Below are 11027 nucleotides of genomic sequence, written 5' to 3' on the forward strand. Positions count from 1 at the left end.
ATGGCGAGGTTTCTCGGAGCTAATCTGATGAACGGGAATCGCCAGGCATCTGGGTGGTTTCCGTCTACGACGCGCAAGGCGTGCGCTTCGGCATGGGCAGCTCGGTCGTGATCGGGCCCGAGGAACTGGTCACCAACTGCCATGTGCTCAAGGGTGGCAGGTCCGTCAGCATACGGCGCGAGAAGATCACGCATGCCGCCAGCCTGCTGCATGCCGATGCCGAGCGGGATCTCTGTATCCTGCGTGCCAAGGGCCTGACCGCCCCGGCCGTGAAGATCGAGCCGTTGTCCGCGCTCAAGGTCGGGCAGAAGGTCTATGCCATCGGCGCGCCGCGCGGCTATGAGCTGACGCTCAGCGATGGCCTGCTCTCCTCCCTGAACAAGGATGAACGAGACCGCGTCGTCCGCCTCCAGACCACCGCGCCGATCTCGCCCGGCTCCAGCGGCGGCGGGCTGTTCAATGCGCAAGGCCAACTCATCGGCATCACTTACCTGATGCGGACCGACGCGCAAAATCTCAACTTCGCCATTCCCGCGCAGTGGATCGCCGAGGTGCCGGCGCGTTCCGCCCAGGCGCAGCAGTCCTACCGGAACGAGATCGTTGCGATGGCTGCCCCGGCGACCACGGCGGCGTCCCCGCCACGCCCCGCTGCCGGCCCGCAGGGCAGGCAACTGACCGGCGCCGAGCTGGCGAGCCACTTTACGCACCTTGGCCGGGTCGACGTCATCGCGCCCTCCGGCGCCACGCTCCGGATGCAAGTCCGGGAAAGTGGCAGCCTCGACGTCACCAATGCCCTCAGCCGAAGCTCGTCGCCGGGCCGTTATCGCGTCGATGTGCAAGCGAACCAGGTCTGCCTGGACCTGGCCAACCCGAAGTTCAGCGCAATGCAGGCGTGCTATGGCGTGACCGAGGCCAACGGGCGCTTCGTCATGCGCTCCGCCTCAAGCCCCTTTTACTTCTCATACACGAAATAGCAGGCGGGCGCGGGCCACGCCGCCTGCTGCCGGATTGGCATTGGCGGCAATGTGGGTGTTCGGCTGGCTTGCGCTGCCTGCGTTACCATGTCCGCGTACGTTTCGCATTGCGCATGCCTGCGCGCCGCCACTTGCGCAGGTTTTCAGCCCGGAGCCGCCGCGGCACGGGCTCGCGCTTCATCGCACCCTCGCTGCACCCACGCCGCGCCATCGCCGTCATCACCCAATCGCCATGACCTCCGCACTACTGCTTGAAAATATCCATGACACCGCCGTCGAGCGCTTCAAGGAAGCACAAGTCACCGTGGAACGCCGCACCGGCGCACTCGCCGGCGACGAACTCCATCGCGCCCCCGAAGGCCACCAGATCCTGGGCATCCGCTCGGCCACGCACCTGGGCGCCGCTGAAATCGAGGCCGCCAGGCACCTCATCGCGATCGGCTGCTTCTGCATCGGAACCTCGCAGGTAGACCTGGACGCCGCAGCCCGTGCCGGCATGCCGGTGTTCAACGCACCGTTCTCGAATACGCGCTCGGTGGCCGAACTGGTGATCGCCGAAGCCATCCTGCTGCTGCGCCGCGTTCCGGAGAAGAACACCCTGGCGCATGCCGGCAAGTGGGCAAAGGGCGCGACCGGATCGTTCGAGGCACGCGGCAAGACCATCGCCATCATCGGCTACGGCAATATCGGCTCGCAGGTTGGCGTGCTGGCCGAAGCCATGGGCATGCGCGTGGTGTACTACGATGTGCAGGCCAGGCTGTCGCTCGGTTCGGCGCGCGCGGCGCGCTCGCTGGCGGATGCGGTGTCGCATGCCGACATCGTGACGCTGCATGTGCCGGCCACCGCCCAGACCAGAAAGATGATCGATGCGGAGGTGCTCGGCCAGTTCCGGCGTGGCGCTATCCTGATCAATGCCTCGCGCGGCACGGTGGTGGACATCGACGCGCTGCGCGCGGCGTGCGACGCGAACCACATCGCCGGCCTCGCGATCGACGTGTTCCCCGAGGAGCCCAAGACCAACGCGGACCGTTTCACCAGCCCGCTGCAAGGCGTGCCCAACGCGATCCTGACGCCGCATATCGGCGGCAGCACCGAAGAGGCGCAGGAAAATATCGGCACCGAAGTCGCCACCAAGCTGATCGCCTTCCTGCGGACCGGCGACACCGTCGGCGCGGTGAATTTCCCCGAGGTCAGCCCCGGCCCCCTGACGTCGCCGGCACGGCTGCTCAACGTGCACGGCAATGCGCCGGGCGCGCTTGCCGCGCTCAACACGCTGCTGGCGCGCGACGGGGTCAACATCGTGGCACAGCATCTGCAAACCAGTGGGCAGATGGGCTATGTGGTGACCGATCTGGACAAGGTCCCATCGCCGGAACTGATTGCCGCGCTGGACGCGGAACCGGCGTTTATCCGCTGCCGCACCCTGCTCAACCCGCAGGCCTGAACAACGGCAGCGGCAACCAGCCGCTGCCGTCAACTCACCCGGAAGTGCTCCACCGACTGGCCCGCGTTCACCGCGCGCAGCAGCCAGGCCGGCATGGGGCCTTCGCCATCCCAGACCTGTCCCTCGGCGTTGCGATAGCGGCGCGCGGGGGCGGCCGCAGGCGTCTGTGAAGCCGCAATGGCCGGCGCCGGCGCCGGTGCCGGCATTGCGCGTGCCGATGCTGCCGGAGCGGATGCCGGAGCCGGAGCCGCAACTGGCGTCCGTTTCACGATTGTCCCCGCTTTCGACGCGGGCACGGACATGGTCACCCGCGCCGGCAACGGCAATGGCAATGGCAGCTGCACCGCTGCCGCTGCCGCTGCAGGCGCCGGCGCCGAAGCGGAAACGGGCGGCGTCACCGGATCTGCCGCCGCCATCGCCACCGACGTTGAATCAGGCGCGGGCACGGGCGTTGCGGCGGCGATAGCCGCCGGCGCGGCTGCCGCCTGCGTTTGTACGGGCGCGGTATCCCGGGCCGGCCCGCGTTTGTGGGCTGCCACTCTGCGCGATGGCTTCGGCGCTACCGCCGGCGGCGCCGTCACGGGGCCGGCAGGCAAGAGCGCCGGCGGCAGCACCGGCTCCGCCACCACCGTGGCCGGGACGGGCGCGGCGGCCGGGGCCGGGGCCGGCGCCACCACCCTGTCGAAACAACCTGCCGCCTCAAGTTCGTCCATGGAGATGCCGAGACGCTCTATCTGGACGCGAATCCAGACAATGGCAGCGACTTTCCTGACGTCGGCGGGAACTGAAGAAGGCATGGCGGAAGACACAATAAATGCGGGTAATTGGGGCGGGAAAATGGTCGAGGATGCGATGCTGGCCGCACACCGGTCATCCTGAAGCTCGCACATGATAGCCGAGCGCGGGCTCCGGCCCCGCAACCCTCCAGATCAGCATACTTCCAACAGGCCAAAAGCCCCACTCCGACCCCCTTCCAGACGCTGCAAACCGGCCTCCGGAGCGCCGCCGCCCGGTACCGCATCCAGCCCGGGCAATCCGTTGCCCTATTCCAAAACCCACACAATTCAAATGAGAACGATTATCATATGCGTCTTTCGCAAGGCGCTTTCCGGGTATCCGGCCGGGCACCATGCGCAACTCGGCGCCGCCACGCACCGCCTTACCTTGAAAGGACGCATAGCCAATGCATCGCCTGCATCGCCTCATTACCTCCGCCCTCCTTTGCAGCGCCGCGCTTGCCGGCACCGCCCGGGCCCATCAGGTCTGGCTGGAACAGACGCCCGCGACGGCCCAGCTGTATTTCGGCGAGTTCAACGAGAACCTGCGCGAGGTTTCGCCGGGATTGCTTGACCGCTTCGTGCAGCCCACCGCCACCCTGGTGACCGCCAGGGGCGAGCAACCGCTCAAGGCCGACAAGGCCGCCAATGGCTTCGTACTGTCGGCGCGTGCCGGCGCTGGCGAGTCCATCGTCGCGCAGGATGCCGGCTATCCCGTGCGCGAACGCAAGGAGGGCGACAAGGTGATCCGCACCGCCTGGACGCCGGCGGCCCGCTTGCTCGGCGCCGGCAGCACCGCCGCGCTGGCCCCCAGGCTCGCGCTGGACATCGTGCCGACCGGCCGCGCCGGCGAGTACCAGGTGGTCTACGCCGGCCGGCCGCTGCCGAAGGCCAAGGTGGGCGTGGCGGTACAGTCGGGCTGGGGCCGGGAGCTGCACACCGACGACCAGGGGATCGTGCGCCTGGCGCAGCCGTGGCAGGGCACCTACGTGCTGGAAGTGCACCACGTCGACAAGACGCCCGGCGAGCGCAACGGCAAGCCGTATGACATCGCCAGCTACGTCACCACCCTGTCGCTGACGCAGACGGATGGCCTGGCCGCGCTGCCCGCCGCACCGGCCGCCGCACCGGCCGCCGCACCGGCCGCCGCGCCGAACAAGTAAGGAAGGGGCCGACATGGGGCTGAGCCAGACCGGCCGCTATCGCCTGAGCGTTGTCTCGCGCGTGGTGGCCGCCATCGGAGGCGGTTACGTACTGGCGTCCGTAGCCACCGGCCTGCTGGCCGTGCTGCTGCCGCTGCCGCCCGCCGAGGCGGTGATGACCGCCACGCTGCTGTCGTTCTCGCTGTACGCGTGCGCGGTGCTGTGGGTGTTCGCCGCCGGCAGCGCGTTGCGTGCATGGACCGGCGTGGTCGTGCCCGCGATCGTGTTTGGCGCGCTGCTGGCTGCCTTGCGGAGCGCATCGTGAAGGCCGGTTTGCGTCAGTCGATGGCATGGCTGCACAGCTGGTCCGGGCTGCTGGTGTGCTGGGTCCTGCTGCTGGTGTTCTGCGCCGGCACAGCGAGTTACTTCAAGGACGAGATCACGCTGTGGATGCAGCCTGAGCTGCATCGCCCGGCGGCCACGCCAGTGTCCAGCGCCGAAGCGGCAAGCCGCGCGGTGGCATTCCTGCAGCACAACGCAGCCGATTCGCCGCGCTGGCTCATCGACCTGCCGGACGAGCGCAACCCCGCGGTGCAGGTGCGCTGGATGCGTCCGCCCGGCGCCGCGGCCTCCGGCATCGGGGGCGGCCGCGGACGCTTCGAGAGCCGCACGCTGGACCCCGCCACCGGCGCCTTCCTGCAACAGGTGCGCGACACGCGCGGCGGCGAGTTCCTTTATCGCCTGCACTTCGACCTGTATTTCATGCAAAGGATCTGGGCGCGCTGGATTGTCGGCTTCTGCGCCATGTTCATGCTGGTCGCCATCCTCAGCGGCGTCATCACGCACCGGCGCATCTTCCAGGACTTCTTCACCTTCCGGCCGCGCAAGGGCCAGCGCTCCTGGCTCGACGCGCACAATGCCACGGCCGTGCTGGCCCTGCCCTTTCACCTGATGATTACCTACACCGGCCTGGTGACGCTGATGTTCATGTACATGCCGTGGGGCATCCAGACGGCATACCAGGGCAGCCAGCAGGCCTTCTTCAACGATGCCTTCGGACGCGCGCCCCAGGCAAAGCCGAGCGGACAGGCAGCCCCGCTGGCACCGGTCGCGCCGCTGGTCGAGCAAGCCGCGCGCCACTGGGATGGCGCGCAGCCCGGCAGGATCGATATCACGCTGCCCGGCGACACCAACGCCACCATCAGGGTATCGCGCGGCGCGGGCAAATCACTGTCCTCCGACGAACCGTCGATGCGCTTCGATGGCGTCACGGGCGCCCTTGTCGCAACCGTGGGCGATACGCCCACGGCCGCCAGCCAGACCCGCGGCGTGATGGTGGGCCTGCACGAGGCGCACTTCGCTGGCCCCCTGCTACGCGCGCTGTTCTTCCTGAGCGGCCTGGCGGGTTGCGCCATGGTCGCCACGGGCGCGCTGCTATGGGGCGTGAAGACGCGCCAGGGCCAGGCCAGGGCGCTTGCCGCAGGCGCGCGCCAAAGCTTCGGCCTGCGGCTGGTGGATGCACTCAACATCGGTGCCATCGCCGGCCTGCCGATCGCGTTCGCCGCCTATTTCTGGGCCAACCGGCTGCTGCCGGTGTCGATGGCGCAGCGCCCCGACGCTGAGATCCATGCCTTCTTCATCGCCTGGGCCACTGCCGCCGTGCTGGCACAGTTACGGCCAACGCGCGGAATGTGGCGTGCGCAGCTGTGGGGCGGCGCGCTGATGCTCGCCGCCATACCGGTGCTCAACGCCGCCACCACCGATACCCACCTGGGCGTGACGCTGCTGCAAGGCCAGGGGCCTGCGGCCGTGGCGGGCTTCGACCTGACGGTACTGGCGCTGGGCATCGCGCTGGGCGCGGCAGCCTATATCCTGGGCCGCCGCTCGAAGGCGCGCACGCCCGCGCGGCGCGCGGCGCGAGCCGATGACGCGGGTCTGCAGGGCGACGACGCGAAGGGGGTGGCATGAACGCCAGCCTTGGCTTTTTCACCGCGCTAGCCTTGACCTATAGCGGTTTCACGGCGCTCAGCCAGACGCTTGACCGCCACTATGCCGATCGCCATGGCCGCGGCAGTTCCCCTTGCGCGTCGGAGCGGCTGCGGCTGCATGGGCTGGGCTGGGCCGCGCTGGCCCTTGCCCTGGCGGCTTGCGTGCGGCACGAAGGCTGGCCGATGGGCACCGTCTCCTGGCTCGGCACGCTGACGCTCGGCGCGCTGCTGCTGGTGTTGCTGCTTTCCTACGCGCCTGCAATCGCCGTACGCGCGGCCCTGTGGACAGGGGCGCTGGGCGGATGCGGGCTACTGGTCATGAGCGTGGCGGCCTGAGCCATGGCTACCGGCATTTCTTGTACGGCGCATACTCCTTGCCGTTCCAGCGCCAGACCGGAAAGCAGGTGCCCGGACCGCCCACCGCGATGTCGGGAAAGCCGAGGTTCTTCGACTTCAACGCCTCCGGCTGCCCCGGAAAGCCGAACTGCGGCTTCCACTGTCCGTTGGCATCCTTGATGTACAACTGCATGAAGACCCCGGCCATGCCGCCCACGCAAGTGCCGTAGAGGTTGGTGAACACCTCCGGCTGGCCATCGCCGTTCAGGTCGATCACGGTGGCGTCGTAATCCACGGATTCATTGCAGGCCTTGTCGAAGACCTTGCCCTTGAGCGCCTTGAGCTGGCCGTTGGTGGCCTCGACGACGATCCTGGCATCGGCGGTGGGCGCGGCCTGCACCACTGCGGGCGGGCCAAGCGCCCCGGCCACGGCAAGCGCCACGCTCAGCATGGTGGCCAGGGGCAGTGGATACCTGCGCATCGCGGTCTCCTTAGGGGTGGGGTATGCAACGCCGTTTCTACTTCCCCTTCACTCGGGAGCAGCGAACCTAGCCTTTCGATGATACGAAGAACCCGTGAAGGATGCCAGCCACGAATGCGGGGCTATCATTACGGCCATTCCAACTTATCGCCACCGGCCCGGTAGCCATGCCTGACAACACCCCCGCAAGCCAGCCCTACGCGCTGGAAAATCCCTTTCTCGAATCCCTGGATGTCGTCATCGAAGAGTGGCAGCCGGACCTGGTACGGATGTCGCTGGTGCCGCAGGCCGCGCACGTCAACAATACGGGCGTGGTACAAGGCGGCATCCTGGCCACGCTGCTGGACGCGGCGGGGGGCTACGCCGGCTTGTTCCCGGAGAACGGCGTGCGCCGCGCCGCCACGACCATCTCGCTGAACGTCAACTATGTCTCCTCCGCGCACGTGGAACCGCTGCTAGTGGTGGGCCGGCGCGTGGGCGGCGGGCGGCGGGTGTTCTTCTCCAACGCCGAGATCACGGATAGCCAGGGCCGGCTGATCGCCACCGCGCAGGCAGCATTCCGCCGGAAGGATCCGGTCTCGGTGTCCTAGGCAACGTGAAACACTCCCGCGCAAGGGACAGCGAGACGAGCGCAAGAGAATCCACCCGACGTTCAGGCGCCATCCAGAAAGGGGCTGCGCCTGCCGAGGCGCGTACCGAGGCTCGGGCCAAGCCAGCGCGACCGGTTCCGTCCGCGGCGGCGGCATGCAGCATGGCGCGCAAACCGTGCCACGCCGGGTGGCCGGGACCAGCGCGAATCTCCCCGTTTCAATGCACGCCTTACATGCCGGCCTTAGAAAACACGCAAGGATGCGGCGTTTGCGCTGGCGGCATTCACTATTTGCGCGCGGACAGCGGTGGTGCGATGTCCTCCAGTGGCCGTTTTTCCGCGCTGACGGCATAGCGCAAGGCGAACAGGCCCGCGCCAATCACCAGCGCCGCACCAATGCCATAGCCGCCGGCCACCGCCGCGCGACTGCCGGTTTCAATCAGTGCGCCGAACAGCAAAGGCCCGATAACCCCCCCGCTGCCCGTCCCCACTGCATAGAAGATGGAAATGGCCAGCGCGCGCGTCTCCAGCGGAAAGACCTCGCTAACCGTCAGGTAGGCAGAACTGGCCGCGGCGGACGCCAGGAAAAACACGGCAGACCAGCACAACGCCTGGCTGCGCGCATCGAGCCAGCCCTGCACGAAGGCCCATCCGGTCAACCCCAGGCCCACGCCTGACAGCACGTAGGTAAGCCCGATCATGCGGCGCCGTCCCACGTGATCGAACAGCGGCCCCAGCAGCAGCGGACCCAGCACATTGCCCAGCGCGAAGGGGAAGATGTACAACCCTACGCGGTTATCAGGCACACCGTGAAACCGCGTCAGTACCAATGCATAGGTGAAGAAGATGGCGTTATAGAAAAACGCCTGCGAAATCATCAGCGCCAGGGCCACCGCGCTGCGCAGCCGGTAGCGCTTTAACAGCACATGCGCAACCTCGCCCAGCATGGCCGCGCCGCACCGGGAAAACGTGACCGTGCCGGTTGCGGGTGGCAGCGTTCCGTACTGCGCGGTCACCTGCGCCTCGATCGCGGTGACGATATGGCCGGCTTCCTCGCCACGCCCATGCGAAAGCAGCCAGCGCGGACTTTCCGGCACATCCCGGCGCACCATCAGGATGGCCACCGCCAGCAGCGCGCCGAGCAGGAACGCGGCGCGCCAGCCCAGCGCCGGGCCCAGCACGCGCGGGTCCAGCAAGATCAGGCTCAGCCCCGCACCAAGCGCCGCGCCAACCCAGAAGCTGCCGTTGATGGCGAGATTGACTCGTCCGCGCAGGCGGGCTGGGATCAGTTCGTCGATCGCCGAGTTGATGGCCGCGTATTCTCCGCCAATGCCAACGCCCGTCAGGAAACGGCACACCGCGAAGAAGACAAAACCGGTAGAGAAAGCGGTGGCCAGGGTCGCGGCCATGTACACGGCAAGCGTCGCCAGGAACAACGTCTTGCGGCCCAGGCGATCCGCGAGCCGGCCGAACACCAGCGCGCCCAGGACCGCCCCGCCCACATACAGAGATCCAAGCCATCCCACCTGCGACGCATCCAGGCCCAGCCCGTCCGGGCGCTCCAGCACGCCGCCCAGCGAGCCCACCAGCGTGACTTCCAGCCCGTCCAGCACCCACGCCACCCCCAGCGCGATTGCCACCCGCCAGTGCCAGCGCGACCACGGCAGGCGGTCCAGGCGGGCCGGGATATCGCTTTCGATGAGTGGCATAGGCAGTTTCCGGCCCCTGGAGCCGTGGGTGAGAGAGGATGGCAGGCACGCCGCCGATGAATCCGCTGCGGCGTGCCACATGGATGCCGCAGACGCCACAGGCGTAGCCGCGCACGATGGCGAGAACGCACCAGCACGGCCATGCGGGCGCGCCCCCCTCATATTCCCTCTGGCATTCCCTCTGACCCGGCCCTTGTATGCATCCCGATCACCTGAGCGCGCTTCAGGCTCGAAGCCCGCCTCCATCATAGGCGGATCCCGTGCAGAGTCGCGTACATACCATTCTCGTAGTTGACGACGAACCTGGCGTAGCGGACGCCCGGGCCTGCGCGCTTGAGCAAGAAGGCTATGCCGTGGAAAGGGCGTCCGACGGGCTCAGCGCCTTTGCCCTCGCGCAACGCGTGCATCCCAGCGTGGTGGTGACCGACCGGGTCATGCCGCACGCCGACGGCGCACTGTTGTGCAATCTGCTGCCGGGCGAGCAAGCGCTCGGTGCTACGCCTGCCGTGATCTCGACCAGCGCAAGGCCGGAACCCGCGATTGCCAATGCCACGGTGCGCTACTGCCCCAAGCCCTGCCACCCGACGAAGTGGTGCGACTCGTGCACGCCCTGACCGGCGACGCCGACACCCTTTGTGTGTACAACGCACCGCCTGCTTGAAATGCTTACCGCTTGCGTGCCTGCCGCCCGCGGCCGCAGGGCGCACGCCGGGTCCGCCATTGATGCTTTCGCCGCCACTCGTCAAACCCGACAGGCCTACAATGAATCATGGCCACCGCAAAGGAGCCGCCATGACAACCTATATGCTCTTCCTCGGGGCAATCGTCCTGCTCTACGCTTTCATTATTCGCGCCGGCTTTTTCCACAAATCCCTGCTCTATCCGGAACACGCCCATCCCTTCCACTACTGGTGGGACCGCATCGTCCATCACCAGAAGAAGACCGGTTAGCGCCCTCGCAACACGGAGGGCTCGCAAAGGCCTCCCCGCCCGCCACCCGGCGGGTTTTTTTATTTCACGATGACTCCAGTGCCGCATTTCGCTGGACTACGCCAAAGCTCGATACAGCAGGTTTATCAACAGCTTAGGCAAGTTCACCATCTGCCGGTGCTTTCCGAAACCTGACCCGGCTTCCCCGCTGAAGGTCCCTATGAGGCTCTTGGGAATCGAGCCGTTCCAAGGAGTCATCACGGCGAAGATCAAGCTCACCAAGTCCGCAGTCGATGCGGCACAACCCCACGCGCAGGCCGTCGAACTCCGGGATACGCTGGTGCCCGGCTTCCTGTGCAAGATTACCCCGGCAGGCCGCAAGGTGTTCATGCTCCAGTACCGCACGAACGCCGGGGAACGCCGCAAGCCCGCCTTGGGCCAGTACGGGGAACTGACCGTCGAACAGGCCCGCTCGCTGGCGCAGGAGTGGCTGGCCCAAGTGCGCCTAGGCGGCGACCCCGTAGAGCGGCGTGGGCGAGTTCAACAGCATGAAGACCGCCGTGACCATCCACGCGGCTGTCCACATGCGGGCGGTGGCCGGGACGGCGCCAGCGGCCTGGGCGCCGCCGGCTGTGGGAGAAACGGACATGACAGCACT

The 11027-nt window shown here is 67.5% G+C and carries 14 protein-coding genes and 1 pseudogene; 11 read left to right on the forward strand and 4 right to left on the reverse strand.

Annotated features, from left to right (window positions below; genetic code table 11):
- Positions 1–53: 53 nt before the first annotated feature.
- Positions 54–974 (forward strand): S1C family serine protease, encoded by a 921-nt coding sequence (locus tag CF70_RS29230; protein ID WP_051649193.1) that lies wholly within the window; start codon positions 54–56, stop codon positions 972–974.
- 232 nt (positions 975–1206) lie between these two features.
- Complete coding sequence (gene serA / locus CF70_RS29235; RefSeq protein WP_035873632.1) at positions 1207–2418, forward strand: phosphoglycerate dehydrogenase; 1212 nt, start codon at positions 1207–1209, stop codon at positions 2416–2418.
- 29 nt (positions 2419–2447) lie between these two features.
- On the opposite strand, the gene CF70_RS36795 is transcribed toward serA, so the two are convergent.
- Entirely contained in the window at positions 2448–2624 is a 177-nt protein-coding gene (locus CF70_RS36795) for an H-NS family nucleoid-associated regulatory protein (RefSeq protein WP_414629486.1), read from the reverse strand.
- Here CF70_RS36795 and CF70_RS36800 point away from each other — a divergent pair.
- The 5 genes from CF70_RS36800 to CF70_RS29260 all read left to right on the forward strand — a co-directional run bounded on the left by CF70_RS36800 (position 2596) and on the right by CF70_RS29260 (position 6660).
- Positions 2596–3297 carry a hypothetical protein gene (locus CF70_RS36800; protein WP_081862412.1) on the forward strand — a complete coding sequence of 234 codons (702 nt, stop codon included), beginning with the start codon at positions 2596–2598 and terminating at the stop codon, positions 3295–3297. The genes CF70_RS36795 and CF70_RS36800 overlap by 29 nt on opposite strands.
- A 304-nt stretch (positions 3298–3601) precedes the next feature.
- A complete protein-coding gene (locus CF70_RS29245; protein ID WP_035873634.1) occupies positions 3602–4357 on the forward strand; it encodes a cobalt ABC transporter substrate-binding protein in 756 nt (251 codons plus the stop codon).
- 13 nt (positions 4358–4370) lie between these two features.
- Positions 4371–4661 carry a DUF3649 domain-containing protein gene (locus CF70_RS29250; protein ID WP_035873635.1) on the forward strand — a complete coding sequence of 97 codons (291 nt, stop codon included), beginning with the start codon at positions 4371–4373 and terminating at the stop codon, positions 4659–4661.
- Complete coding sequence (locus tag CF70_RS29255; protein ID WP_035873637.1) at positions 4658–6304, forward strand: PepSY-associated TM helix domain-containing protein; 1647 nt, start codon at positions 4658–4660, stop codon at positions 6302–6304. Before CF70_RS29250 ends, CF70_RS29255 begins: the two co-directional genes overlap by 4 nt.
- Positions 6301–6660: a DUF3325 domain-containing protein gene (locus CF70_RS29260; protein WP_035873639.1), complete on the forward strand. Its 360-nt coding sequence runs from the start codon at positions 6301–6303 to the stop codon at positions 6658–6660. Before CF70_RS29255 ends, CF70_RS29260 begins: the two co-directional genes overlap by 4 nt.
- A 7-nt stretch (positions 6661–6667) precedes the next feature.
- On the opposite strand, the gene CF70_RS29265 is transcribed toward CF70_RS29260, so the two are convergent.
- Complete coding sequence (locus CF70_RS29265) at positions 6668–7141, reverse strand: hypothetical protein (protein WP_051649195.1); 474 nt, start codon at positions 7139–7141, stop codon at positions 6668–6670.
- 167 nt (positions 7142–7308) lie between these two features.
- Here CF70_RS29265 and CF70_RS29270 point away from each other — a divergent pair, with 167 nt between their 5' ends.
- Positions 7309–7731 (forward strand): PaaI family thioesterase, encoded by a 423-nt coding sequence (locus CF70_RS29270; protein ID WP_035873642.1) that lies wholly within the window; start codon positions 7309–7311, stop codon positions 7729–7731.
- 286 nt (positions 7732–8017) lie between these two features.
- Here the strand turns inward: CF70_RS29270 and CF70_RS29275 are convergent, their stop codons facing one another.
- Entirely contained in the window at positions 8018–9439 is a 1422-nt protein-coding gene (locus tag CF70_RS29275) for an MFS transporter (RefSeq protein WP_035873644.1), read from the reverse strand.
- A 260-nt stretch (positions 9440–9699) separates the two neighbouring features.
- On the opposite strand from CF70_RS29275, the gene CF70_RS29280 reads away from it, so the two are divergent.
- The 3 genes and pseudogenes from CF70_RS29280 to CF70_RS35440 all read left to right on the forward strand — a co-directional run.
- Positions 9700–10053: a response regulator gene (locus tag CF70_RS29280; protein ID WP_081862413.1), complete on the forward strand. Its 354-nt coding sequence runs from the start codon at positions 9700–9702 to the stop codon at positions 10051–10053.
- Between the two features lie 178 nt (positions 10054–10231).
- Positions 10232–10390 carry a hypothetical protein gene (locus CF70_RS36805; RefSeq protein WP_160172310.1) on the forward strand — a complete coding sequence of 53 codons (159 nt, stop codon included), beginning with the start codon at positions 10232–10234 and terminating at the stop codon, positions 10388–10390.
- A 199-nt stretch (positions 10391–10589) separates the two neighbouring features.
- Positions 10590–10889, forward strand: a pseudogene (locus CF70_RS35440) (Arm DNA-binding domain-containing protein); the annotation flags it as partial.
- On the opposite strand, the gene CF70_RS37120 reads toward CF70_RS35440, so the two are convergent.
- Positions 10875–11018, reverse strand: a complete 144-nt coding sequence (locus CF70_RS37120) for a hypothetical protein (protein ID WP_200876834.1) — start codon at positions 11016–11018, stop codon at positions 10875–10877. The pseudogene CF70_RS35440 and the gene CF70_RS37120 overlap by 15 nt on opposite strands.
- Between the last annotated feature and the right edge of the window lie 9 nt (positions 11019–11027).

Source organism: Cupriavidus sp. SK-3 (assembly GCF_000611145.1).
GTDB lineage: Bacteria > Pseudomonadota > Gammaproteobacteria > Burkholderiales > Burkholderiaceae > Cupriavidus.